This window comes from Pseudomonas sp. VI4.1 (assembly GCF_002029345.1).
Classification (GTDB): Bacteria; Pseudomonadota; Gammaproteobacteria; order Pseudomonadales; family Pseudomonadaceae; genus Aquipseudomonas.
Map to the genome: position 1 here is coordinate 1 of NZ_MULM01000100.1, position 24,355 is coordinate 24,355.

The following is a 24,355-nucleotide window of genomic DNA, read 5'->3' on the forward strand; positions in this document are numbered from 1 at the left end:
GCCAGCTCCTACAGGGGATCCGGGCTCACCACAAATCCCCTGTAGGAGCTGGCTTGCCAGCGAAGAGGCCAGCAAAGACAACCCATTTCTAAAACTGAAATCAGGCGCTGAGAACGCGACACGCCTCAGCCGGCAAGGTCACCGACACCGGATTGCCAATGCTCAACCCAAACCCCTGACACGGCGTGCTCAACGCCGTAAACGACACGCCGGAACACTCCACGGTGGTTTCAATCGTCGCGCCGATATCACGCACGAACGTCACCTTGCCGAGCAACCGATTGCCCGCTGTTGCCTGTGGCTGCGACAGTTGCAGGTCTTCAGGGCGGATCAGCATCCTGACCTTCTCCCCCACCACGATGCTGCTGCAGATCGGCACTTGCAGCGCATCGCCACCCGGCAAGCTCACCCTGCCATTGCCCAGCGCGGTGGCCGGGAAGATGTTGCCCGAGCCGATAAAGTCCGCGACGAACTCATTGGCCGGATGACGGTAGATCTCGATCGGCGTCCCCACTTGCTGCACGCGATGTTCACCCAGCACAACGACGATATCCGCCATGGTCATGGCTTCGCGCTGATCGTGGGTCACCATGATGGTGGTGATGTTCAGGCGCTGTTGCAGCTGGCGGATTTCCACCTGCATGGATTCGCGCAGCTTGGCATCCAGCGCCGACAACGGTTCGTCGAGCAGGAGGATTTTCGGGTGGTTGGCAATCGCCCGGGCAATCGCCACGCGCTGACGCTGACCACCGGAAAGTTTGGCCACCGGGCGATCAATCATTTCCTGCAATTGAATCAGCTCAAGCAACTCCACTACCCGCGCCTGCTGATCAGCCTTGCTGACCCCGCGCAGCTTCAGTGGGTAAGCGATGTTCTCCCCCACGGTCATGTGCGGAAATAGCGCCAGGGATTGAAACACCATGCCGAAATTGCGCTGGTGCGCCGGGGTGTGACCGATGTCTTCACCGTCCAGGCGAATCTCGCCGCCGCTGAGGGTTTCGAGCCCGGCGATCATCCGCAGCAAAGTGGTTTTGCCGCAGCCCGAAGGGCCGAGGAAACACACCAGCTTGCCTTCCGGCAAATGCAGGTTCACATCTTTTACCGCGCAGGCCGAGCCGTAATGTTTCTCGACGTTTTCCAGAATCAGACCAGACATATGAATCACCTCAAGAAATCAGAACGAAACGCCACCTTCACCGACCAGCTTCTCCAACGCCCAGATCAGGACGAAGTCGATCAGCACGATCAGCACGGCAAACGAGAAAACGGTAGGGTCGAGCGAAGACACGGTGCGGCTGTACATCCAGATCGGCACGGTCATGACGTCGATGGTGTAGAGGAAATAGGTCACGGTGAATTCGTTGAACGAGACGATGAACGCCAGCAGCATCCCCGCCAGGATCCCCGACTTCATCAACGGCACCACCACATCGACAATTGCCCGCAGCGGTGAGGCGCCAAGCATCTGCGCGGCCTCCTCGACTTCGCTGCCGATGGAGAGCATCGCGGCGGTGCAGTTCTTCACCACGAACGGCAATGCCAGAATCACGTGGGCAATCACCAGACGCGAAGTCGTCATCTGGAACGGCAGGCTGTCGAATACCAACAGCAACGCCAGCCCCAATACCACCATGGGGAATACCAGGGGCAACGACATCAACTGCAGCGCCACGGCCTTGCCACGGAACTCGCAACGGGTCAGCGCGTAAGCCGCCGGAACCGCGACAATCGTAGCGAAGACCATGGTCAGGCAAGCGACCATCAGGCTGGTGGTCATGGCCTTGCCCAGGCTCAGCACATCGCTGGAGTCCGGCGAGACAAAGGTGTGCCAGGCGGCCTTGTACCATTGCAGGCTGTAGCTGCTCGGCGGGAAGTCGAGGTTCGACGCTCCGCTGAACGACATCACGATCATCGTCAGGATCGGCAACACCGCCAGCAGCAGGATGAAGCCCGACAGGATGCCGGCAAACTTGCCGGTCTCGCCGGGCAGCAGCCCATAACGCTTCTTGGTCAGGGTACTCATTGGGAAGCCTCCAGCATGCGCCGACGACGGCCGGTGATGTATTCGGACAAGGTCATGATCGCGAGCGTAGTGACAATCAACACCACACCGGCAGCGGACGCGGCAGGCCAGTTCATCAGCGGGGCGATCTGGTCATGCACCATCACCGCCAGCATCGGCACGCGTCGGCCACCGAGCAGCAATGGCACCACGAAACTGCTGGCGTTGTAGGCGAACACCAACGTCGCACCGGTGATGATTCCCGGCATGCTCATCGGCAGCACCACCTGGCGGAACACTTGCAAGCGACTGGCGCCCAGGGTGGCGGCAGCTTCTTCGTAGGTACGGGCGACCCCGCGCATGGCGCTGGCAATCGGCAGCACCGCCAGCGGGAAGGCCGTCTGCACCAGGCCCATCAGTACGCCGTTCTGGTTGTACAGCAGCATGATCGGACGCTTGATCAGGCCCAGGCCCATCAGCGCCTGGTTGAGCATGCCGCCAGGCCCCAGGATCACCAGCCAGCCGTAACTTTGCAGCAACAGGTTGACCAGCAACGGCAACAGCACCGCCGCGAGGAAGATCCGTCGCACAAAGGGCGAGGTCAGCCGTGACATGGTGTAGGCCACCGGGATCGCCAGCACCACCGCGATCACCGCGCTGATCAGGGCCAGGCGCAGGGTCAGCAGCAAGGATTTGAGGTAATAGGGTTCCAGCAGCTGGGCGTAACTGGCCAGGCTGAACCCGGTCCATTCCGCGCCTTTGGTGCCCACGCTCATGCGCAACACCAGGAGGCTGGCGGCAATCAGCACGCCCAGAAACAGCATCGACGGCGAGAGGAAAATCCAGGCGCGGGTCGTCGGCGAAACGCCCCGGTTGACGCGCGCGGGGGCCACGCTTACCGGGTGAGTCAGAGGTTGGTGTTCCATAGCAGTGGTCTCGTCAATGGAAAGCAGCTGGCAAACACAGCCCTCAAAACCACAACATTTCTAATGTGAGAGCGGGCTTGCTCGCGAAGAGGCCGTGTCAGTCGACATCAATGTTGAATGTCCCACCGCCTTTCGCGAGCAAGCCCGCTCCCACATTGGATTTGTGGTGCTTTACGGGCTTGTGTTCGCCACTCGATCAGGAAGAAAAGATTTCCGTGTAGCGACGAATCCATTGGTCATGCACGGAGGCCAGGAAGGCGTTGTCGTGCATGATCGCCTTCTCGGCAATCTGCTCCGGCGTGAGGATGTACGGGCTCTTGCGCGCTTCGGCGGAGATGATCGCCTTGGCGTTGACCGGACCGTTGTAGATGTCTTCGGCCATCTTGCCCTGCACCAGCGGGTCCAGGGAGTGGTTGATGAAGGCGTAGACCAGGTCGGTATCGCCTGGACGATTCTTCGGCATCACCGACAGCATCAGGTCGGTATAGAAGCCTTCCTTCATGCCGAAGGTGGCGCCCAGACCGTAGGCCGGATCGCGGATCTGTTTCGGGAAAAACGCCGGTGCGTACAAGCCGCCCATGTCCAGGGAACCAGTGCGGAACAGCTCGGCGATCTGGTTCGGGTTTTCCCCCAGGGTCACCACGCGATCCTTGAGTTCGGCGAGTTTCTTGAAGCCAGGTTCGATGTTGTGCTCGTCACCACCGGCCAGTTTGGCGGCGATGATGATCAGGTCCATCGCCTCGGTCCAGTTCGGCGGCGGCAGGAAGATGTTCGGTGCCAGGTCGGCGTCCCACATCGCGGCGTAGCTGTCCGGCGCTTCTTTCACGGTGCGGGTGCTGTAGACCAGACTGTTGCACCACAGCAGGTAACCAATGCCGTGGCCACTGGCGCCGGTGCGGTATTTCTCCGGCACGTCGACCAGGTTGGGAATGCGGTTGAGGTCGGGTTTTTCCAGCAGCCCGGCGGCGGCCAGGCCTTCGGCGCCGACGCCGGCCAGGGTAATGACATCGTACTGCGGACGATCACCGGCGGCCTTGAGTTTGGCGACCATTTCCGAGGTGCTGCCGGTGCGGTCGGCGATGACTTTGCAACCGTACTTGTCCTCGAAGGTGGCTGCGATATTGCGCAGTGCGGCCAGGCCGGTGTCGTCAGACCAGGTCAGCAGGCGCAGGGTCTTGCCCTGGAAGCGCGTGTCGCTGGCATTGGCCCGGACGAAGGGCAGGCTCATGGCCGCTGCGGCTACGGACGCCACACCCACGGTTTTGATGAATTGACGTCGGTTCAGATCATGCTCGCCCATGAAGGACTCCCTTTGTTTTTGTAAGTATGAGGTGGGTCGCAACCCTTGCATCCGCGCGGTCGAACCTGCGTAAAGCCCCGGTTTCAAAGGGCAAGGGCGGCGCCGACAGCTTCATCCTGAGGTCGTGCAAAACAGCTGACTATCGATAAAAACTCATTGAAGCCATGACGCCAGTGCATGCCTCCCTGTAGGAGCGAGCTTGCTCGCGATGGACGTTAACGATAACGGGGGCTGACTGGATAAACGCGGCGCCCTTTCGTCCTTCGCGAGCAAGCTCGCTCCTACAGGGAGGGGCCCTCAGAGCGCCCGAATCACGTGTTTGATTTCCTGAAAGGCCTGCAAGCCCCACGGGCCCAATTCACGGCCAATGCTGCTCTGCTTGTAGCCACCCCAGGCGGTCTGCGGGAAGATCACTTGCGGCGCGTTGATCCACACCAGCCCCGCCTGCAGGGCATTGGCGACCCGATCCGCAGCCTCGGCGTCGCGAGTGACCACGCTGGCCACCAGGCCGAATTGGCTGTCGTTGGCCAAGGCAATCGCCTCGGCTTCGCTGGCGAAACTGCGCACGCAGATCACCGGGCCGAAAATCTCTTCACACCACAGCGCACTGTCCAGGGGCACATCGGTGAAAATCGTCGGCTGCAAAAAATAGCCGCGTGGCAGGTCTGCCGGACGATTGCCGCCGCAAATCAGTTGGGCGCCGGCACTCAAACCGCGATCGATGTGGCCGAGCACACGCTGGTATTGCGCCTGATTGACCAGTGCGCCCATTTCCACGTTCGGGTCGAACGGGTCGGCCACGCGAATGGTCTCGGCGCGGGTTTTCAGTTTCGCCAGAAACTCATCGGCCAGTTCATCGGCGACCAGCACACGGCTGGTGGCGGAACACATCTGCCCGGCGTTGAAAAAACCGCCGCCACAGGCCACTTCCACGGCCAGTTCGATGTCGGCGTCCTTGAGCACCAGCAGCGAGGATTTGCCACCCAGTTCCAGGCTCACGCCCTTCACCGTTTCCGCTGCCCGTTGCATCACTTGCACGCCGACTGCGTTGCTGCCGGTGAAGGAAATTTTGGCAATGCGCGCATCGGCTGACAGCGGCGCACCGACCGCCAGGCCTGTGCCGCAGACCAGGTTGAACACGCCCTTGGGCAGACCCGCCCCGGCGATGATCGCTGCCAGTTCCAGCTCCGGCAGCGGTGTCACTTCGGAAGGCTTGAGCACCACGCAGCAACCGGCGGCCAACGCCGGAGCGAGTTTCCAGGCGGTGGTGACCATCGGGAAATTCCACGGCACGATCAGGCCGACCACTCCGCAGGGTTCGCGGCGCAGGCGGGCGCTGAAATCGTCGGTCGGTAACTCGACTGCGCTGTCCTGTTTCGCGTCGAGGCCTTCGGCCAGCCCGGCGTAATACTCGAACGTGGCGATCACGTCATCGACGTCGATAGCCGCTTCGAACAGCGGCTTGCCGTTGTTGCTCGACTGCAAGTGCATCAACTGCTCGCGACCGGCCTGCACGCCCGCGGCGATGTTGCGCAAAATCGCGCCACGCTCGGCGCCGGTGGTGGTCGACCAGCCCTCGAAGGCTTCGGTCGCCGCGCTGACGGCGTGATCGACGGCGCGTTCATCACCGCCGTTGACGGTGGTCAACAAGGCTTCGGTCGCGGGGTTGATTACCCGCAGATGTTCGTGGCCGGCGGACCATTGGCCATCGATGTACAGGCCATCGAGGGTCGTAGGAAAACTCATTTCGACACCGCCTGCATCCACTGGGTCTGGTCGATTTCGATCAGCGTCGGGCCTTGGCGATCGGCGGCGGCGCGCAACGCGCTGCGCAGTTGCTCGACACCGTTGACGGCTTCGGCGGCACACCCCAGCGCCTTGGCCACGCCGATGAAGTCCGGGGTATAGATGTCCACGCCGACCGGCTCGATGGCGCGGTTGACCATGTATTTCTTGATCTCTTCGTAGCCCTGGTTATTCCACAGCAGGACAATCACCGGGGTGCGTGCTTCAACGGCGCTGGCCAGTTCCGGCAAGGTGAATTGCAAGCCACCGTCGCCGATCAGGCACACCACCGGAGGCCGGGTACCGTTTTCAGCACTGCCGCCGAGCCAGGCGCCAATCGCTGCCGGCAACGCATAGCCGAGGGTGCCGTAGCCGGTGGATGAGTTGAACCAGCGACGCGGACGTTCCGGGTTGAACGTCAGGTTGCCGGTGTACACCGGTTGGGTCGAGTCGCCGACGAAAACCGCGTCTGGCAACTCGTGCAAGACGGTCTCCAGGAATCGCGTCTGCGCCAGGGTCGGTGCGTCCCAGGTGGCGGCGAGTTCTTCGCGCAAACGTGCAGCACGCACCTGGCCCCAATCGTTGCGGCGTTCGGCCAGCGACTTGTGGGACAACGCGCCCAGCAAGGCGTGGGCCGCATTGCGCGAGTCGGACACCAGCGCCACGTGCGGCGGATAGTTGCGCACGGTCTGGTCCGGATCGATGTCCACCCGCAGCAACTTGCCAGGAATCTCGAAACCACCGGCGAAGGTCACGTCGTAGTCGGTCTCGGCCAGTTCGGTGCCGATCGCCAATACCACGTCGGCCTCGGCGACCAACGCGCGAGTGGCAACCAGACTCTGGGTCGAACCGATCAGCAACGGATGCCTGGATTCGAGCATGCCTTTGGCATTGATGGTCAGGGCCACCGGCGCATCCAGCAGTTCGGCCAGTTCAGTCAGTTCGGCAGCCGCATCGATGGCGCCGCCACCGGCGAGGATCAGTGGACGCCTGGCGCCGGCGAGCAACTCGGTCATGCGGTTGATCGCGCTCGGCGAGGCACCGGCGCGGTCGATGTTCACTGGCAGGCTGGCGAGCAGGTCATCGGCCTCTTCGACCAGCACATCCAACGGGATTTCGATGTGCACCGGACGCGGACGACCGGCCTGGAACAGGGCAAAGGCACGGGCCAGCACACCCGGCAACTCGGATGCGGACATCAGGGTGTGGGAAAACGCCGCCACCCCGCCGACCAGGGCGCTCTGGTTCGGCAGCTCGTGCAGCTTGCCGCGACCGCCGCCCAACTGATTGCGGGTCTGCACGCTGGAGATCACCAGCATCGGGATCGAGTCGGCATAGGCCTGGCCCATGGCGGTGGTGATGTTGGTCATGCCCGGGCCGGTGATGATAAAGCACACGCCCGGCTTGCCGCTGGTGCGCGCATAGCCGTCGGCCATGAAACCGGCGCCCTGTTCGTGGCGCGGAGTGACGTGGTTGATGCTCGAACGGGCCAGCCCGCGGTACAGCTCCACGGTGTGAACCCCGGGAATGCCGAACACCTGCTCCACCCCATAATCTTCGAGTAACTTGACCAATACTTCGCCGCACGTCGCCATGTCATTGCCCTTCTTGTTCGTTTGAGACGCCGGGCCTGCGCAGTGTTTATGATGAGTCGGCAGGTCCAGGGATGGCCTCATTGGAACGGGCGACACCTAGCCGCAACAATGGATAAAAAGTCATACTAGCCATGACCTCACGTCATACCTTGGATCCCAATGAAACGATTGCCTCCCCTGCCGGCGCTGCACACTTTCCTGATCACCGCGCAGTGCTGCAACTTCACCCGGGCCGCCGAGCATCTGTACATCACCCAAGGCGCGGTGAGTCGGCAGATCGCCGGGCTGGAAGATCATCTGGGATATGAACTGTTCGTTCGCCAGGCCAGGGGCCTCGATCTCACGGCCGAAGGACGGGAGTGGCTGCCACGGGTCCAGCAGATTTTCGGCTTGATCGACGAGGCGGTGGAGCAGATCGGAGAGAAGCGCGAAACCTTGCAACTCAAGGCCCCTACCTGTGTCATGCGCTGGTTGTTGCCGCGGTTGTTGCAGTGGCAACGGGAACGTCCGGATGTGCCGGTAGAACTGACCACCACGGTCAAGCATGGGGTGGATTTTCATCGCGAACAGTTCGATGCGGCCGTGGTGTACGGCGTGCCACCGGACACCTCACTGGCGTCCCATCGGCTGTTTGACGAACAACTGACGCCGGTCTGCTCCAAGCCGTTGCTCGAAGGTCCGGTGCCGCTGATGACGCCGGAGGATCTGGAGCAGCACATGCTGCTGCACCCGACCCGGGATGAACGGGATTGGAAAGCCTGGCTGGCCACTGCGGATGTTCGCTTGAGCAATGTCGGCAAGGGTCAGCATTTCGAAACGCTGGACCTGGCGATGTCGATGGCGTCCCAGGGGACAGGCGTGGCGATCGGGGATTGGTCGTTGATTGGCGATGACTTGAGTGCCGGGCGGCTGGTCATGCCGTTTGAATTGAAGGTCAAGACGGGGTTGGCGTATTACCTGGTTTTCCCGGAAAAACCCGGGCCTTCGCCGAAGTTGCGTGAGTTGATGGGGTGGTTAGTGGAACAGGCTCAGGCGCGGTGATGCCGGGTACCTGATCGTTCCCACGTTCTGCGTGGGAACGATCAGGTACGGCGGGTTACCACTTCATCTCGCCCTTGGCGACTTTGGCGCTCAGTTCAAGCGAGCTTTCTTCACCCAGCTTCGGGTAGCGTTTTTTCATCGCGCCGATCAGCTCGGCAGCATCCTTTGCCTTGGCGGTTTCTTCGTCGAAGGCCTTGATGTAATCGGCGGTGAACTTCACGGCGGCCAGGGAGCGGACGCTTTCACCGAGGTAATGACCCGGCACGATGGTTTTCGGCTTCAGGGTTTCGATGGCGTGCAGCGTGGTCAGCCAATCGGCGTGGGACTGCGGCGTCTGGGTGTCGGCCATCCACACGTGGATGTTTTGCGCGACGACCACGCCACCGACCACAGCCTTGATCGACGGAATCCAGACAAAAGTGCGATCCGGCTGCTTGCCCTCAAGCCCCACCACCTGCAATTTCTGCCCTTCGAGCATCAGGCTGTCGCCTTTGAGTACCTGCGGCACGATGGTTTTGGCCGGTACGTCGGCGCCCATTTTCGGCCCCCAGAACGCCAGCTTGCCGTCTACGGTTTTCTGGATGTGGTCCACGGTCGGCTGCGAGGCGAGCACTTTGGCGTTGGGGAATGCGGCGGTCAGGGTGTCGAGGCCGAAGTAGTAATCCGGGTCACCGTGGCTGATGTAGATGGTGGTCAGTTGCTTGCCGCTGGCGCGGATCTTTTCGACCACTTGCTCGGCCTGGGATTTGCCAAATTGGGCATCCACCAAAATCGCGTCTTTCTCGCCGCTGACCAACACCGAGGTCACCGGGAAGATCGCCTTGTCGCCGGGGTTGTAAACGTCCAGGGTCAGGGTCGACGCTGCCGCAGCGTGGGCGGCGAATCCGAGGGTGGCGGTGGCCAGCAAAATGCGCTTGAGAGAGGTGAAACCGATCATCTGTTGCTCCGTTATTGGATGGCGTCGCAGCGCCTACAGGGGACAGAGCTTAGTTGCATGACTCAGTACAAAAAATGCGATGCTGGAACATAGTTTGTTTCTGAAAGCGGGCAAATCATGGATCGTCTACAAGCAATGCGGGTCTTCGTCACGGTGGTCGACCTCGGCAGCCAGTCAGCCGCCGCCGATCACCTGGACCTGTCACGGCCGGTGGTTTCGCGCTATCTGGCGCAGCTGGAGGATTGGGTCGGCGCACGCCTGATGCACCGCACCACGCGCAAGTTGAGCCTGACCGCCGCCGGCAGTGAAATCCTGCCCCGTTGTCGGCAAATGCTCGACCTGTCCACGGACATGCAAGCCGCCGTCAGCGAACCGGACGATGCACCGCGCGGCCTGCTGCGGATCAGCGTCAGCACTTCATTTGGTCAGGCACAACTGGCGGATGCCATGGCCGCTTACGTCAAACGTTACCCCGGCGTCAGCATCGACATGCAGATGCTCGACCGCACGGTGAACCTGGTGGATGAGCGCATTGATTTGGCGATTCGCACCAGCAACGACCTGGACCCGAACCTGATCGCGCGGCGCCTGACGGTCTGCCGCTCGGTGATCTGCGCCTCCCCCGCTTATCTGCTCGAATACCCGACGCCGCTGCGGGTCGAGGATCTGAGCCAGCACAATTGCCTGACGCACTCCTACTTTGGCAAAAGCCTCTGGCATTTCGAGGAGGACGGTGAGCAGGTTTCAGTGCCGGTACAGGGCAACATCAGCGCCAACGAAGCCAGTACCCTGTTGCGCGCGGCGATGGCCGGTGCCGGGGTGGCGATGCTCCCCAGTTATCAGGCCGGCGTGCATATTCACAGCGGCGAACTGATCCGCCTGCTGCCCCACGCCGAACCCCGGCAGATGAATGTTTACGCGGTGTACACCTCACGCAAACACATGCCGGCGACACTGCGCAGCATGCTGGATTTTCTGGTCCTCAGATTTCCGGAAGAGCCTACGTGGGATATCGGCCTGTAACCAGATCAAATTGTGGGAGCGGGCTTGCCCGCGAAAGCGGTGGGTCAGTCGCCATCATTGTTGAATGATCGACCGCTTTCGCGAGCAAGCCCGCTCCCACAAGGGGACATCAGCGTGCTGAATACCGGGTTACATGCAAATGCCGCTTTGGTGGCAACTCACTGGCACTGACCTATGCTGAAAGTAATACCCAAGGGTATTCGTTCAGAGGTCAGCGCCATGAACATCAGAACAAGAAGGTACCTCGCCATTTTCATTACCTGCGCAGCCACGCTTGCGCTGTACGGCACGGCGGCCTGGCGCGTCGAGCAGTTGCGCCAACTGCCCCGTGAAGCCGCGAGCTGCAACTTCGAGCGCTGCATCCCCCACAACGCGACCCTCAACGCCCTCCGCTGACGAAGGGGATCAGGTCCCGTTGCCCTGATCGGCCTTCAAGCGGTCGCGAAACGCCTTGGGCGAGATTCCCAGCCGGCGGCGGAACAGGCGCGTGAAGTTGGTCGGATCGGAAAACCCCAACACGTCGGACATTTCATAAATGGTCATGCTGGTGTAGGTCAGCAAGCGCTTGGCCTCCAGCAATTGACGTTCGTGCATGATCTGCAACGCCGGTTGCCCCGCCAGCTCACGGCACGTGCCGTTGAGGTGGGACACGGAAATCCCCAGGCGATGCGCCAGGTCCTCGACCTTGACGTGCTGGCGGTAGGTTTCTTCCACCAACTGAATAAAACCGTTGAGGTATTCCCGGGCTCGCTGCGGACGCTGGCTGGCGCAGCGGCGCTCAAGCACCTGACGGCTCACCCACACCATGATCACGCTGACCAGTGAATGCATGAGCATCTCGCGTGCCGGTTGATGGCCGGTGTACTCATTCTGCAGCGCGGCAAACAGGCTGTTGAGGTACTCGCCGTCCTTGCCCGCCGGATAACTTTCCGCCTGGGCCAGGGCGTTGACCGCATTGCCCAGTTGCGCCTGCAGATGGGCGACCAGCGGTGCGGCGAGGGTGACGACAAACCCTTCGACGTCCTCGGAAAAGCGAAAGCCGTGCACTGACAGCGGTGGCAGGACCTGGATCGCCGGTTCAGTCAGTTGCGTACGTTTGCCTTCGATTTCAAGCTCGGCCTGACCTTTGAATACGAAGAGCAACTGGCATAAATCGGCGTGACGGTGGGGTTTGATTTCCCATTGGTGTTCGCGGCTGCGCTTGGAAATGGTTTCACAGTGCAGCAAGTCCGGGGTCGGCCAGTCCAGGCTTTCACCGTAGAGCTTGAACACTGGAATCGAAGGCAGGTCAGGCGTGTTCATCACTTCAATCCAGGCCTCAGGGGTGGCGGGCGATAATCGCACCGATTGGCAGAATGTACAGGTTCGGGCTCAGTTTTCACCTTCAATTGACGGACCCGCAAGTGAAAAATGCAAGCACTCGCCCCATAAATTATCAGCACATCGTCGAGTCGGCACTCCAGTATTGCGTCGACTCGGCAGCAGCTCGAACAACCATCGCAGAAAATGACCGCGGACTTCCGTATGAGGCTATCGAATAGCCTACTACCGACTTACACTGGCGAGCACTTACCCGCTCGCCTTGCGCCTGGCGGGTGTCAATCACTGCCCGCAGGTTCTACCGTGACCAACCTCAACCAGCCTGATACGCCCAAGCCGGCCATTCGCAGCGTGTTGATCGCCCTGATGCTGGCCATATTTCTAGGCGCGCTGGACCAGACCATCGTCGCCGTTTCAATGCCGGCCATCTCCGCGCAATTCAAGGACGTCAGCCTGTTGGCCTGGGTCATTTCCGGCTACATGGTGGCGATGACCGTTGCAGTGCCGATCTACGGCAAATTGGGCGATCTGTACGGCCGCCGCAAATTGATGCTCTTCGGCATGGGCTTGTTCACGCTGGCTTCGCTGTTCTGCGGCCTGGCCCAGAACATGGAGCAGCTGGTGCTGGCGCGGATTGTTCAGGGCATCGGTGCGGGCGGGATGATTTCGGTCAGCCAGGCAATCATCGGCGATATCGTTCCACCCCGGGAACGCGGACGCTATCAGGGCTACTTCAGCAGTATGTACGCGGTGGCCAGCGTCGCCGGTCCGGTGCTCGGTGGCTACCTGACCGAATACCTGTCCTGGCGCTGGGTGTTTCTGATCAATCTGCCGCTGGGCCTGGGCGCGTGGCTGGTGGCCAATCACACATTGGTGGGGCTGCCGGTGCCGCAGCGCAAACCGATCATCGATTACTTCGGCACGTTATTGATGATCATCGGTTTGACCGCCTTGTTGCTGGGCATCACCGAGGTCGGCCAGGGCCATGCCTGGCGCAGTGCCGAAGTAATGGGCCTGCTCGCCTGCTCGGTCGTGGTCCTGGGGTTGTTTGTCTGGCAAGAGCGTCGGGCGCGGGAGCCGTTGCTGCCGATGCACCTGTTCGCCAACCGCAATGCGATCCTGTGCTGGTGCACGATTTTCTTCACCAGTTTCCAGGCGATCTCGCTGATTGTGCTGATGCCACTGCGCTTTCAGAGCGTCACTGGGGCCGGGGCCGACAGCGCTGCACTGCACCTGCTGCCATTGGCCATAGGCTTGCCGATCGGGGCGTATTTCGCCGGGCGCCGCACCTCGGTGACCGGACGTTACAAACCGATGATCCTGACGGGAGCCCTGCTCATGCCGGTTTCGATCCTGGGCATGGCATTCAGTCCGCCCCAGGCCATTTTGTGGAGCAGCCTGTTCATGTTGCTCTGCGGTATCGCCTCCGGCATGCAGTTCCCGACGTCGTTGGTGGGGACGCAAAACGCGGTGGATCAGCGCGACATCGGAGTGGCCACCAGCACCACCAACCTGTTCCGCTCGCTGGGCGGCGCCGTGGGTGTGGCGTTGATGTCGGCACTGTTGCTGGCGCTGTTGCAGGATTCGGGTTTCGCCCACCTCGCAGGCTCGTCAATAGTCGCCGAGGGCAGTTCGGGGAATGTCTTGCTGGACGGTTTGAACGCTGCACCGGGGGATGCGCAGAATGCCTTGCGGGCGGAGTTGCTGCTGACTTTCCGGCATTTGCTGATGGTCAGTTCGGCGGTGTCGCTGCTGGGGCTGGCCGCGGCGATTGCCATGCCGAACAGGGTGTTGCGGGGGCGGGGGGATAAGGTTCGGTAGATGGAGCCTGGTTCGCCTGTAGGAGCCAGGCTTGCCGGCGAAGAACGATGACGCGGTGCAGCAGATACACCGCGGCGCCTGGTTCGCCTGTAGGAGCCAGGCTTGCCGGCGAAGAACGATGACACGGTGCAGCAGATACACCGCGGCGCCTGGTTCGCGGGCAAGCCTCGCTCCTACTGCCGGGCGCGCAGCTGCTGCGCCAGCGTCTGAATCTGCGCCTGCAGGGTGTTGATGTTGCGCGTGACCTGGCCACGGAAGGCGTCGAATTCGGCGGTGGTGGCGCCTTGGGCCGCGCTCGGACGATTGTCCTGCTGGCTCTTGAGGATAAGCATGTCTTGCTCCAGGCGATCGATGGCGGCGCTCGGGTTGCCTTGCTTTTTCAGCGCGGCAATGTCGGCGCCGAGGCTTTTCAGCTGAGCGTCAAACTTGCTGGTGTCAGCCGAAGCACTTTTCAGCGCGGCCAATTCACTGTCCAGCGCTTTGACCTGCGCCTGCAATTGCGTGTTGGCGCTCTGATGTTCGGTGTTCTGGGCGGTCAACTGCGCCAGTCGCTTATCCAGCTCGGAGGTTTGCGCAGTCATCTGCGCCAGGCGCTTGTCCAGCTCGGAGGTCTGGCCGACGACACCTTGCTGCTGCTTGCCCTGATCCTGAAGCTTGCTTTCCAGCTGTTTGATCTGCAGTTTCAGGGCTTCGCTGTCGCTGCTGACGTTGGTCTGGCTGGCGACCACCTTGCCGGAAATGTCCTGCAGGCGCCCCGCCGCGTCCTCGCTGATACGGGCGAAGCTTTCCTGAGTCGCCACCAGTTGCTGTTCCATCAGCGAGATTTGCTGAAAGCTCCACCAGGCAAGGCCGGCGAACGCAAAGAACAAGGCGCCGACCAGCGCCCACAACGGGCCGGTGCTAGGACCTTTGACCTTGACCACCGGCGTCGTGCGCGAACGCACCGAGGTGCGAGTGGTGGGCACAAAATCATCGTCGTCGAGGTTGTCGGCTCGCAGGCTCGGTACATCGTCGAAGTCGTCGTTGGCATCGTTACGCATGGACATTGAGTCAACCTTTGTGGAACGCGGTGATGGCTTGATGCGGCGAGTATAACCCCCACTGCCGCACCGATTGACCCTGAACCCCCGGACTCGGTTCATTACCGGCTATTTCAGTAGAGGTCCTGAGCCTTCCACCAGCCACAGAATTCATCCAGTGCTGTCCACAGACTGACCTTTGGATCGTAATCCAGATAGTGCCGCGCCCGGCTGATGTCCAGGGTGAAATTTTTGTTCATGACCTGCATGCCCAGTCGCGACAGTGTTGGCTCGGGACGGCCCGGCCACAGTTTGCACACCCCTTCGTTGAGCGCCGCCACGGTGTAGGCCAGCCCGAAGGAACGGTAGCGGGTGACCTGTGGCACGTCCATCTTGCGCATCACGTAATTGACCACATCCCACAACGGCACCGGCGCGCCGTTGCTGATGTTGTAGGCCTTGCCCAAGGCTGAGCCCGTCGCCAGCAGGCTGCTGAGCAACGCTTCATTCAGGTTCTGCACGCTGGTGAAATCCACCTTGTTCAAACCGTTGCCGATGATTGCCAGGCGACCTTTGCGTTGCATGTTCAGCAACCGTGGGAAAATGCTCATGTCGCCGGCACCCGTCACAAAGCGCGGGCGCAAGGCCAGGGTTTCGAGGCCGAATTCCTGGGCACCGAAGACCTTTTGCTCGGCCAGGTACTTGGTCGCCGCGTAGGGGTGTTTGAAGCGCTTGGGCACCTGTTCTTCGGTCAGTCCCAGATGGTCGCGGCCATCGAAATAGATCGAAGGCGACGACAAGTGCACCAAGCGCCGAACCCGCTGTTTCAGGCAGGCTTCGACCACGTTTTCGGTGACCTGGACGTTGCCTAGATGGAAGTCCTGGTAGCGTCCCCACAACCCGACAGCGCCAGCGCAATGGACCACCGCTTCGACGTCCCGGCACAGGTCACGCGCCAGTTGCGGGTCACTCAGGTCGCCCTGAATGAACTCGGCGCCACGGCGCACCAAATGCTCGACACTCTCGGCCCGGCGACCGTTGACCCGCACGTCCAGGCCCTGTTCCAAGGCAAAACGCGCAAAGCGCCCGCCAATGAAACCGCTGGCGCCGGTAACCAGAATCTTCATGAATTGCTCCGAATATTTCGTTTTGCGTAGTGCGTGAGCTCTTGACGCTGGCCGTCAGTCCAACGGCACCAGCCATTGCGTCGATGAGCGCACCAATTGATCGGTGAGCAGGCCCAACAGCTGACCGCCATTGCGCCAATGATGCCAGTACAGCGGTACATCGATCGGCTTATCTGGCAACAGCTCGCGCAGCACGCCTCGTTCCAATTGATCGCGCACCTGCAGCTCCGGCACCAGCCCCCAACCCAGCCCCGCCTCCGTGAGGCGGATAAAGCCTTCGGACGATGGACATAAATGGTGTTCGAAACCGCCGTCCACGCCCAGAGAAGCCAGATAGCGATGCTGCAGGAAGTCATCCGGGCCAAATACCAGCGCCGGGGTTCGGGCCAACTGATCGGCCCGCACACCGTCGGAAAAATGCCGGGCAATAAAGGCCGGGCTGGCCAGCGCGCGGTAACGCATCGCCCCCAGCAACACACTGCGCGCGCCAGCCACCGGGCGCTCGCTGGCGCAGACGCAGGCTGCCACCTCGCCTGCGCGCATGCGCTTGAGGCCAACGGTCTGGTCTTCGACCACCAGGTCCAGCAACAGATGATGCTCGGCACAGAAGTCGCCCACCGCCACCGCCCACCAGGTGGCCAGGCTGTCGAGCATTCAGGGCGATGCGCAGGCGTTCCGGCAACCCTTCTTCGTCCAGGGCCGGTACCAGGGTCTGCAGATCGCGCTCAAGCAAACGCACTTGCTGCACATGGTTGAGCAGCCGCCGGCCAATGTCCGTCGGCGCCGGTGGCGTCACCCGCACCAACACCGGCTGGCCAACCCGCGCCTCCAACAACTTGATGCGCTGGGAGATCGCCGATTGGGACAACCCCAGCACCTGCGCCGCGCGTTCGAATCCGGCCTGCTCGACCACCGCGGCCAAGGCAGAAAGCAATTTATAGTCGAACATCAGTTTTCCTAATGAGCGATCAGCAATATTGGTTTTTCTTATACAACGATGCACCGCAGAATTGCCAGCAAGCACTTTGAACAAGGACCATCGACATGGCTGGCGAAACATCATTGGCAACCCTGCTGCGCAGCATGAGCCCGCAACTCAACGTCGGCGAATACGTGTTCTGCACCCTGCGCGACGGCAACCTGCCTGCTGGCCTGGAGATCGTCGGCAGTTTTCGCGAACAGGAAGGGCTGACCGTGATTCTCGAACGCGCCCACGCCGAAAAGGCCGGTTTCAGTTTCGACTACCTCGCGGCCTGGATCACCCTGAACGTGCACTCGGCCCTCGCAGCCGTCGGCCTGACCGCCGCGTTCGCCAGCGCATTGGGCCAGGCCGGGATCAGCTGCAACGTGGTCGCCGGCTACTACCACGATCACCTGTTCGTCGGCCTGGCCGATGCCGAGCGGGCCATGCAGGTGCTGCAGGACCTGGCAGCCAACGCGGAGTAAACCTTATGTGGCAAAGCTATGTGAACGGCCTGTTGGTGGCCGCTGGGCTGATCATGGCGATCGGCACCCAGAACGCCTTTGTGCTGGCCCAGAGCCTGCGGCGCGAACATCACCTGCCGGTGGCCGCGCTCTGCGTGACGTGCGATGCGTTGCTGGTGGCGGCCGGGGTCTTTGGCCTGGCGACGGTGCTGGCGCAGAACCCGACCCTGCTGGCTTTCGCCCGTTGGGGAGGCGCGGCGTTTCTGCTGTGGTACGGCAGCCTGGCGCTGCGTCGGGCCTGCTCGAAACAGAGTCTGCAACAAGGCGAAAACCAGACCGTCCGCTCGCTTCGGGCCGTCATGCTCAGCGCTCTGGCCGTGACCCTGCTCAACCCGCATGTCTATCTGGATACCGTGCTGCTGATCGGCTCCCTCGGTGCCCAGCAAACGGAACCCGGCGCTTATGTGGTGGGGGCGGCAAGTGCGTCGTTGCTGTGGTTTTTCACCTTGGCGCTGGGCGCTGCATGGCTGGCACCGTGGCTGGCGCGGCCGAGCACCTGGCGAATTCTAGACCTGCTGGTGGCCGGGATGATGTTCACCGTAGCGTTCCAGTTAATCAGCGCCGGTTGATTTATTCCAAAAGGCTCTGGAACCTCTATTCCACACAGTTGTTGCGTGGTTATGCCGCACCCCCGGTGCTATGATCCGAACCCTGCGCCGCAAAGAGTACAAACTCCCCGGCGCTAGTTTGGCCGCCCGTGATCGGCCTTGCGCTCACCGCAACTGACCTGATTAGGAGAATCATCATGGCTTTCGAATTGCCGCCGCTGCCGTACGCACACGATGCCCTGCAGCCGCATATTTCCAAGGAAACCCTGGAATATCACCACGACAAGCACCACAACACCTATGTCGTGAACCTGAACAACCTGGTGCCAGGCACCGAGTTCGAAGGCAAGACCCTGGAAGAAATCGTCAAGACTTCCTCGGGCGGTATCTTCAACAACGCCGCTCAGGTCTGGAACCACACCTTCTACTGGAACTGCCTGGCGCCAAACGCCGGCGGTCAGCCAAGCGGTGCACTGGCTGAAGCTATCAACGCTTCCTTCGGTTCGTTCGACAAGTTCAAGGAAGAATTCAGCAAGACGTCCATCGGCACCTTCGGTTCCGGTTGGGGCTGGCTGGTGAAAAAAGCTGACGGCTCCCTGGGCCTGGCCAGCACCATCGGCGCCGGCAACCCGCTGACCAACGGCGACACCCCGCTGCTGACCTGCGACGTCTGGGAACACGCCTACTACATCGACTACCGCAACGTTCGTCCGAAGTACGTCGAAGCGTTCTGGAACCTGGTCAACTGGAAGTTCGTGGCTGAGCAGTTCGAAGGCAAAACCTTCACCGCTTAAGATCGATGCCAGTCAGAAAACCCGGCTTTTTAGCCGGGTTTTTTTGTGCCCACTTGTAGGAGCCGGCTTGCTGGCGAACCAGACGACGCGGTGGATCAGAGACACCGCCTTCGCTGGCAAGCCAGCTCCTACAGGGTCTGGGTTAATCCGTAAAATCCAGGTCGGCTTTCGGGCCGCCTTCGCCGGCAAGCCGGCGAGGAACGATAATGCGGTTAGCCTGCGGACTACTGCGGATCGATGTTGTCCAGCGCACGGTTCACCGCCAGTTCCGCCAGCATGACGATCTGCGCGATGGCCAGCGCAGTGCTGCGTTGGGGGCCGGTCAGGTAGGTGGCGAAGTCACTGGTGATGACGTTGGCAGAAGCTAATGATTCGCAGGCGTGGGCAAGGAGGGATTCTGTGTCCATGTCCGGGACGATCATAAAGAGGGTGTTGGGGCGATAGGGTCTGGCGGTTTCGAAGGGGGGATCGGGAATTAATTTGTCCATTAAAACAATCCTTTTGCCGTGGTGCCACCCATTGCCGTTTCTCACACGGCGAAGTGGTGGCAGCTATGTGCGAGGTGAGAAAACCGGTTATGGACACCCGGCCAGACCGAAGTCTGCCCGCACACAGCCGCCATAACGCATTGACGGCCAGCGGATAAGCTGGCGGCGATTATGCGGTTACTGGCACTGGATGACCATAATTTGCCGGGTTCTCACACCCGATCGCTGAGTATTCAGCGACAGTTAGAGGCTATGGAGTCCGCTTCCGACGGGCAACCTGAAAACTGTGTGGGAAAAGTCTGGCAATTTTGTATGTACTTAAACAGGTAAAAGCGGAACGCGGAGCGTCCCTGGCGGCATTCCCGCTCGCAAGCGTGGGAATGATCAATCGGGGCAGCAGGAATTGATTGGTTGGCTATCAGGCCGCCTTCGCTGGCAAGCCAGCTCCTACAAGGGACCGGGTACATTCGTAAAATCAGGTTGGCTGGCAGGCCGCCTTCGCTGGCAAGCCAGCTCCTACAAGGGTTTCGTGTACATCTGCAAAATCAGTGCGGCGGGCAAGCTTCAATGCCGGTCAGTTAAGGCGATTGTAGGAGCGAGCTTGCTCGCGAAGGACTCAAGAGCGCCGCGTTTAACCAGTAAACAAGCGTTATCGTTCACGACCATCGCGAGCAAGCTCGCTCCTACAATGGATCGGCGTACACCGATGCCCTTCACCACTCATCAGGCCGAGCGTTAGCTCGCCTGCAGCCTTTGATCTTGATCCACCCGCCCCTTCGGGAGGCTGAGTGGAGGTGTTCATCCGGGGAGTGGCGCGCAGCGCCGTTCGACGCAGTCGAACACGCTGCATGTAGGTCGTCGCGAAGCAGACCGGAGGGCAGTGTCCCCGGATGAATACCGGAGCGAAGGAACGCCGAGCCTTAGCGAGGGGCCGGACGCCGGGGCGAGACCTTTTGGTTCCTTTTGGGGCGTTTGCCAAAAGGGACTCGCTGTAAGAGCGAAACCATAGGCGGCCGTTACCGCAACAACGGATATGTACACAACCACCAAGAACCTGGTCGGCCCGAAGGCCGCCAAGAATCAAAAAACCGCACCCCTCGCCAATTTCCCACAATGAAACCAGCATTCCCCTCCTTGCCCCAACGCCACAGCCGTCTAACATCTACCAAAAGGAAAATAAGGCAAAATCCCCCCTCAAGTTGAAGGACTCAACAACCGACACAGTACCGATAGGGAAATTACTCCCGGAAACAGCATTTCGGCCAACCCACAGGCAAATGCCCCCTGTGCCGGATTGTCCCTTTGACTGCCATCACCGGATTGCCAATACTCATGGCAACTTGATGCTACCCGCATGGAACAAGGAATGACTCTTTGAAGCTGGAACTCAAGAACAGCTTGTCGGTGAAGTTGCTCCGGGTGGTGCTCCTGTCGGCATTGGTCGTCGGCGTGGTCTTGAGCTGCGCGCAGATCGTTTTCGATGCTTATAAAACCCATCAGGCCGTGGCCAGTGATGCCCAGCGCATCCTCGACATGTTCCGCGACCCCTCGACCCAGGCCGTCTACAGCCTGGACCGGGAAATGGGCATGCAGGTCATCGAAGGCCTGTTCCAGGACGCCGCCGTGCGCCAGGCCTCCATTGGCCATCCCAACGAGGCCATGCTCGCGCAAAAGTCCCGCGAGTTGCAGCAATCCAACAGTCGCTGGCTGACCGACCTGATCCTCGGCAAGGAACGCACCTTCACCACCCAACTGGTGGGTCGCGGCCCCTACAGCGAATATTACGGCGACCTGAGCATCACCCTCGACACCGCGACTTACGGCCAGGGGTTTATCGTCAGTTCGGTGATCATCTTCATCTCAGGCGTATTGCGCGCCCTGGCCATGGCGCTGGTGCTGTACCTGGTCTATCACTGGCTGCTGACCAAACCGCTGTCGCGCATCATCGAGCACCTGACCGAAATCAATCCGGATCGGCCCAGCGCCCACAAGATCCCGCAGCTCAAGGGCCACGAGAAAAACGAACTGGGGATCTGGATCAACACCGCCAATCAGTTGCTCGAGTCCATCGAGCGCAACACCCATCTGCGTCACGAGGCGGAAAACAGCCTGCTGCGCATGGCCCAGTACGATTTTCTCACCGGTCTGCCCAACCGTCAGCAATTGCAGCAGCAACTGGACAAAATCCTGGTCGACGCCGGCAAATTGCAACGCCGGGTCGCGGTGCTCTGCGTCGGTCTCGATGATTTCAAGAGCATCAACGAACAATTCAGCTACCAGACCGGCGACCAACTGCTGCTGGCGCTGGCCGATCGCCTGCGGGCCCACAGCGGTCGTCTCGGCGCCCTCGCCCGCCTGGGTGGCGACCAGTTCGCCCTGGTCCAGGCCGATATCGAACAACCCTATGAAGCGGCGGAGCTGGCCCAAAGCATTCTCGATGACCTGGAAGCGCCGTTCGCCCTCGATCATCAGGAGATCCGCCTGCGCGCCACCATCGGCATCACCCTGTTCCCCGAAGACGGCAACAGCACCGAGAAGCTGCTGCAAAAGGCCGAGCAGACCATGACCCTGGCCAAGACCCGCTCGCGCAATCGGTATCAGTTCTATATCGCCAGTGTCGACACCGAGATGCGGCGCCGTCGCGAACTGGAAAAAGACCTGCGCGACGCCCTGGCCCGTCACCAGTTCTACCTCGTCTACCAACCGCAGATCAGCTACTTCGATCACCGGGTGGTGGGTGTCGAGGCGTTGATTCGCTGGCAGCATCCCGAGCACGGGCTGGTACCGCCGGACCTGTTCATCCCGCTGGCCGAGCAAAACGGCACCATCATCGCCATCGGTGAATGGGTACTGGATCAGTCCTGCAAACAATTGCGCGACTGGCATGACCAGGGGTTCGCCGACCTGCGCATGGCGGTCAACCTGTCCACTGTGCAACTGCACCACGCCGAGCTGCCACGGGTGGTCAACAACCTGCTGCAGATGTACCGCCTGCCGCCGCGCAGCCTGGAGCTGGAAGTCACCGAAACCGGCCTGATGGAAGACATCAGCACGGCCGCCCAGCACTTGCTGAGCCTGCGTCGCTCCGGCGCCCTGATCGCGATCGACGACTTTGGCACCGGTTATTCGTCACTGAGTTATCTGAAAAGCCTGCCGCTGGACAAGATCAAGATCGACAAGAGCTTCGTGCAGGACCTGCTCGACGACGACGACGATGCGACCATCGTCCGGGCCATCATCCAGCTGGGCAAGAGCCTGGGCATGCAGGTGATTGCCGAAGGCGTGGAAACCCCCGAGCAAGAGGCCTATATCATTTCCGAGGGTTGTCATGAAGGTCAGGGCTATCTCTACAGCAAACCCTTGCCTGCGCGGGAGTTGAGCGCTTATCTCAAGCTGGCGCAGCGCAGTAATGCGGCGGGTTTCAAGATTTCCCTGTAGGAGCGAGCTTGCTCGCGAAAAACCCACAGACGACGCGTTCCTCCAGGCAGCACGCGTCATCGTTCACGTCCATCGCGAGCAAGCTCGCTCCTACAGGGGTGCGATGATTGTGTGAATAAGAAATATTTCCAGGTACAACCCTTTACACATAATGCGAAAGATTTGCATTATGTCGCAGTTTTGCGCCTTTATTGCGCCATTCCACCCCCTCTCGAAGCAGGATGTTCGCCATGATTCGTATGCCTCTGGCTACCGCCAGTCTGTTGGCCATCGCTATTTCCCTCGCCGGCTGTGGCGAAGGCAAAGACAAGGCTGCCGCTCCGCAAGCGCCTACGCCAGCCGCCACCACCACGGCTCCGGCTGTTGCGCCGGCTGCTGCGGGTAACGTCGACGAAGCCACTGCCAAAGCCGTTGTCGCGCATTACGCCGACATCGTCTTCGCCGTTTACAGCGATGCCGAATCCACCGCGAAAACCCTGCAAACCGCCGTCGACGCCTTCCTCGCCAAGCCTGACGCCGACACCCTGAAAGCCGCCAAGGCCGCCTGGGTCGCTGCTCGCGTACCTTACCTGCAGAGCGAAGTGTTCCGCTTCGGCAATACCATCATCGACGACTGGGAAGGTCAGGTGAACGCCTGGCCACTGGACGAAGGCCTGATCGATTACGTCGACAAATCCTACGAACACGCACTGGGTAACCCGGGCGCCACGGCCAATATCATCGCCAACACCGAAGTCCAGGTCGGCGAAGACAAGATCGACGTCAAGGACATCACCCCGGAAAAACTCGCCAGCCTGAACGAGCTGGGCGGTTCCGAGGCCAACGTCGCCACCGGTTACCATGCCATCGAATTCCTGCTGTGGGGCCAGGACCTGAACGGCACCGGCCCTGGGGCCGGCAACCGTCCGGCGTCCGACTACCTGGAAGGCACCGGCGCAACCGGCGGTCACAACGAGCGCCGTCGCGCCTACCTGAAGTCCGTGACCCAACTGCTGGTCAGCGACCTGGAAGAGATGGTCGGTAACTGGAAGCCGAACGTGGCCGACAACTACCGCGCCACCCTGGAAGCGGAACCGGCTGAAAGCGGCCTGCGTAAAATGCTGTTCGGCATGGGCAGCCTGTCCCTGGGCGAACTGGCGGGCGAGCGCATGAAGGTTTCCCTGGAAGCCAACTCCCCGGAAGACGAACACGACTGCTTCAGCGACAACACCCATAATTCGCAGTTCTACGATGCCAAGGGCATCCGTAACGTCTACCTGGGCGAATACACCCGCGTCGATGGCACCAAAATGGCCGGCGCCAGCCTGTCGTCCCTGGTGGCCAAGGCCGACCCGGCTGCCGACACCGCACTCAAGGCCGACCTGGCGGCGACCGAAGCGAAGATGCAGGTCATCGTCGATCACGCCAACAAGGGTGAGCACTACGACCAACTGATCGCTGCCGGTAACACGGCTGGCAACCAGATCGTCCGTGACGCTATCGCCTCCCTGGTCAAGCAGACCGGCTCGATCGAAGCGGCTGCCGGCAAACTGGGCATCAGCGACCTGAACCCGGACAATGCCGATCACGAGTTCTGATCAACGCAGGCTGAACAAAGGCGACCTTCGGGTCGCCTTTTTTGTCCCTGCTGGACACAATCCCCTGTAGGAGCCGGCTTGCCGGCGAAGGGGCCGCTGAATATCGCGGTGATCTTGAGATCGCCTTCG

20 protein-coding genes and 1 pseudogene are annotated in these 24,355 nt (G+C 61.1%); 9 read left to right on the forward strand and 12 right to left on the reverse strand.

Features of this window, described 5'->3' with window-relative positions:
• Positions 1–100: 100 nt before the first annotated feature.
• From BZ163_RS05040 to BZ163_RS05070, 6 genes are all read right to left on the reverse strand, one after another.
• Positions 101–1,156, reverse strand: coding sequence for an ABC transporter ATP-binding protein (locus BZ163_RS05040; RefSeq protein WP_128870018.1), 1,056 nt, complete (start codon positions 1,154–1,156; stop codon positions 101–103).
• Between the two features lie 18 nt (positions 1,157–1,174).
• Entirely contained in the window at positions 1,175–2,023 is an 849-nt protein-coding gene (locus BZ163_RS05045) for an ABC transporter permease (protein WP_128870019.1), read from the reverse strand.
• The gene (locus BZ163_RS05050; protein WP_128870020.1) at positions 2,020–2,928 is read right to left on the reverse strand and encodes an ABC transporter permease; all 909 of its coding nucleotides are present in this window, start codon (positions 2,926–2,928) and stop codon (positions 2,020–2,022) included. Before BZ163_RS05050 ends, BZ163_RS05045 begins: the two co-directional genes overlap by 4 nt.
• Positions 2,929–3,124: 196 nt before the next feature.
• Entirely contained in the window at positions 3,125–4,228 is a 1,104-nt protein-coding gene (locus tag BZ163_RS05055) for an ABC transporter substrate-binding protein (protein WP_128870021.1), read from the reverse strand.
• A gap of 297 nt (positions 4,229–4,525) precedes the next feature.
• Positions 4,526–5,974, reverse strand: coding sequence for an aldehyde dehydrogenase family protein (locus tag BZ163_RS05065; protein ID WP_128870022.1), 1,449 nt, complete (start codon positions 5,972–5,974; stop codon positions 4,526–4,528).
• Positions 5,971–7,608: a 5-guanidino-2-oxopentanoate decarboxylase gene (locus BZ163_RS05070; RefSeq protein WP_128870023.1), complete on the reverse strand. Its 1,638-nt coding sequence runs from the start codon at positions 7,606–7,608 to the stop codon at positions 5,971–5,973. Before BZ163_RS05070 ends, BZ163_RS05065 begins: the two co-directional genes overlap by 4 nt.
• Before the next feature lie 159 nt (positions 7,609–7,767).
• Here BZ163_RS05070 and BZ163_RS05075 point away from each other — a divergent pair, with 159 nt between their 5' ends.
• Entirely contained in the window at positions 7,768–8,649 is an 882-nt protein-coding gene (locus BZ163_RS05075; protein ID WP_128870024.1) for a LysR substrate-binding domain-containing protein, read from the forward strand.
• Positions 8,650–8,704: 55 nt separating this feature from the next.
• Here the strand turns inward: BZ163_RS05075 and BZ163_RS05080 are convergent, their stop codons facing one another.
• On the reverse strand, positions 8,705–9,586 hold the full coding sequence (locus BZ163_RS05080; RefSeq protein WP_128870025.1) for an MBL fold metallo-hydrolase: 882 nt from the start codon (positions 9,584–9,586) through the stop codon (positions 8,705–8,707).
• A 117-nt stretch (positions 9,587–9,703) separates the two neighbouring features.
• On the opposite strand from BZ163_RS05080, the gene BZ163_RS05085 reads away from it, so the two are divergent.
• Together BZ163_RS05085 and BZ163_RS34725 are read left to right on the forward strand one after the other, a co-directional pair.
• Positions 9,704–10,609, forward strand: a complete 906-nt coding sequence (locus tag BZ163_RS05085) for a LysR family transcriptional regulator (RefSeq protein WP_128870026.1) — start codon at positions 9,704–9,706, stop codon at positions 10,607–10,609.
• A 219-nt stretch (positions 10,610–10,828) separates the two neighbouring features.
• The gene (locus BZ163_RS34725) at positions 10,829–11,005 is read left to right on the forward strand and encodes a hypothetical protein (RefSeq protein WP_168187312.1); all 177 of its coding nucleotides are present in this window, start codon (positions 10,829–10,831) and stop codon (positions 11,003–11,005) included.
• Between the two features lie 9 nt (positions 11,006–11,014).
• On the opposite strand, the gene BZ163_RS05090 is transcribed toward BZ163_RS34725, so the two are convergent.
• Positions 11,015–11,911 (reverse strand): helix-turn-helix domain-containing protein, encoded by an 897-nt coding sequence (locus BZ163_RS05090; RefSeq protein ID WP_128870027.1) that lies wholly within the window; start codon positions 11,909–11,911, stop codon positions 11,015–11,017.
• Positions 11,912–12,232: 321 nt separating this feature from the next.
• On the opposite strand from BZ163_RS05090, the gene BZ163_RS05095 reads away from it, so the two are divergent.
• Positions 12,233–13,750 carry an MDR family MFS transporter gene (locus BZ163_RS05095; protein ID WP_128870028.1) on the forward strand — a complete coding sequence of 506 codons (1,518 nt, stop codon included), beginning with the start codon at positions 12,233–12,235 and terminating at the stop codon, positions 13,748–13,750.
• Between the two features lie 173 nt (positions 13,751–13,923).
• On the opposite strand, the gene BZ163_RS05105 is transcribed toward BZ163_RS05095, so the two are convergent.
• The 3 genes and pseudogenes from BZ163_RS05105 to BZ163_RS05115 form a co-directional block, all read right to left on the reverse strand.
• The gene (locus BZ163_RS05105; RefSeq protein ID WP_128870029.1) at positions 13,924–14,796 is read right to left on the reverse strand and encodes an ATPase; all 873 of its coding nucleotides are present in this window, start codon (positions 14,794–14,796) and stop codon (positions 13,924–13,926) included.
• A 107-nt stretch (positions 14,797–14,903) separates the two neighbouring features.
• Entirely contained in the window at positions 14,904–15,896 is a 993-nt protein-coding gene (locus BZ163_RS05110) for an NAD(P)-dependent oxidoreductase (protein ID WP_128870030.1), read from the reverse strand.
• Between the two features lie 54 nt (positions 15,897–15,950).
• Positions 15,951–16,845, reverse strand: a pseudogene (locus BZ163_RS05115) (LysR family transcriptional regulator ArgP).
• A gap of 95 nt (positions 16,846–16,940) precedes the next feature.
• Here BZ163_RS05115 and BZ163_RS05120 point away from each other — a divergent pair.
• From BZ163_RS05120 to BZ163_RS05130, 3 genes are all read left to right on the forward strand, one after another.
• Positions 16,941–17,342, forward strand: coding sequence for an ACT domain-containing protein (locus BZ163_RS05120; protein WP_128870031.1), 402 nt, complete (start codon positions 16,941–16,943; stop codon positions 17,340–17,342).
• A gap of 5 nt (positions 17,343–17,347) precedes the next feature.
• Positions 17,348–17,950, forward strand: coding sequence for a LysE/ArgO family amino acid transporter (locus tag BZ163_RS05125; protein WP_128870032.1), 603 nt, complete (start codon positions 17,348–17,350; stop codon positions 17,948–17,950).
• A gap of 176 nt (positions 17,951–18,126) precedes the next feature.
• Positions 18,127–18,723, forward strand: coding sequence for a superoxide dismutase (locus tag BZ163_RS05130; RefSeq protein ID WP_128870033.1), 597 nt, complete (start codon positions 18,127–18,129; stop codon positions 18,721–18,723).
• Between the two features lie 224 nt (positions 18,724–18,947).
• Here BZ163_RS05130 and BZ163_RS05135 read toward each other — a convergent pair whose 3' ends face one another.
• Complete coding sequence (locus BZ163_RS05135; RefSeq protein ID WP_128870034.1) at positions 18,948–19,211, reverse strand: DUF6124 family protein; 264 nt, start codon at positions 19,209–19,211, stop codon at positions 18,948–18,950.
• Between the two features lie 1,374 nt (positions 19,212–20,585).
• Between BZ163_RS05135 and BZ163_RS05145 the strand changes: the two genes are divergently transcribed.
• The gene (locus tag BZ163_RS05145; protein WP_128870035.1) at positions 20,586–22,649 is read left to right on the forward strand and encodes a bifunctional diguanylate cyclase/phosphodiesterase; all 2,064 of its coding nucleotides are present in this window, start codon (positions 20,586–20,588) and stop codon (positions 22,647–22,649) included.
• A 230-nt stretch (positions 22,650–22,879) separates the two neighbouring features.
• A complete protein-coding gene (locus BZ163_RS05150; protein ID WP_128870036.1) occupies positions 22,880–24,226 on the forward strand; it encodes an imelysin family protein in 1,347 nt (448 codons plus the stop codon).
• Positions 24,227–24,355 lie beyond the last annotated feature (129 nt).

What these genes read in the sequence shown, in the direction of transcription:
- BZ163_RS05055 (WP_128870021.1), bottom strand. Translation starts at nt 4,228, where the DNA reads ATGGGCGAGCATGATCTGAACCGACGTCAATTCATCAAAACCGTGGGT.
- BZ163_RS05080 (WP_128870025.1), bottom strand. Translation starts at nt 9,586, where the DNA reads ATGATCGGTTTCACCTCTCTCAAGCGCATTTTGCTGGCCACCGCCACC.
- BZ163_RS05135 (WP_128870034.1), bottom strand. Translation starts at nt 19,211, where the DNA reads ATGGACAAATTAATTCCCGATCCCCCCTTCGAAACCGCCAGACCCTAT.
- BZ163_RS05070 (WP_128870023.1), bottom strand. Translation starts at nt 7,608, where the DNA reads ATGGCGACGTGCGGCGAAGTATTGGTCAAGTTACTCGAAGATTATGGG.
- BZ163_RS05150 (WP_128870036.1), top strand. Translation starts at nt 22,880, where the DNA reads ATGATTCGTATGCCTCTGGCTACCGCCAGTCTGTTGGCCATCGCTATT.
- BZ163_RS05120 (WP_128870031.1), top strand. Translation starts at nt 16,941, where the DNA reads ATGGCTGGCGAAACATCATTGGCAACCCTGCTGCGCAGCATGAGCCCG.
- BZ163_RS05105 (WP_128870029.1), bottom strand. Translation starts at nt 14,796, where the DNA reads ATGTCCATGCGTAACGATGCCAACGACGACTTCGACGATGTACCGAGC.
- BZ163_RS05045 (WP_128870019.1), bottom strand. Translation starts at nt 2,023, where the DNA reads ATGAGTACCCTGACCAAGAAGCGTTATGGGCTGCTGCCCGGCGAGACC.
- BZ163_RS05130 (WP_128870033.1), top strand. Translation starts at nt 18,127, where the DNA reads ATGGCTTTCGAATTGCCGCCGCTGCCGTACGCACACGATGCCCTGCAG.
- BZ163_RS05075 (WP_128870024.1), top strand. Translation starts at nt 7,768, where the DNA reads ATGAAACGATTGCCTCCCCTGCCGGCGCTGCACACTTTCCTGATCACC.
- BZ163_RS34725 (WP_168187312.1), top strand. Translation starts at nt 10,829, where the DNA reads ATGAACATCAGAACAAGAAGGTACCTCGCCATTTTCATTACCTGCGCA.
- BZ163_RS05040 (WP_128870018.1), bottom strand. Translation starts at nt 1,156, where the DNA reads ATGTCTGGTCTGATTCTGGAAAACGTCGAGAAACATTACGGCTCGGCC.
- BZ163_RS05050 (WP_128870020.1), bottom strand. Translation starts at nt 2,928, where the DNA reads ATGGAACACCAACCTCTGACTCACCCGGTAAGCGTGGCCCCCGCGCGC.
- BZ163_RS05090 (WP_128870027.1), bottom strand. Translation starts at nt 11,911, where the DNA reads ATGAACACGCCTGACCTGCCTTCGATTCCAGTGTTCAAGCTCTACGGT.
- BZ163_RS05125 (WP_128870032.1), top strand. Translation starts at nt 17,348, where the DNA reads ATGTGGCAAAGCTATGTGAACGGCCTGTTGGTGGCCGCTGGGCTGATC.
- BZ163_RS05085 (WP_128870026.1), top strand. Translation starts at nt 9,704, where the DNA reads ATGGATCGTCTACAAGCAATGCGGGTCTTCGTCACGGTGGTCGACCTC.
- BZ163_RS05110 (WP_128870030.1), bottom strand. Translation starts at nt 15,896, where the DNA reads ATGAAGATTCTGGTTACCGGCGCCAGCGGTTTCATTGGCGGGCGCTTT.
- BZ163_RS05065 (WP_128870022.1), bottom strand. Translation starts at nt 5,974, where the DNA reads ATGAGTTTTCCTACGACCCTCGATGGCCTGTACATCGATGGCCAATGG.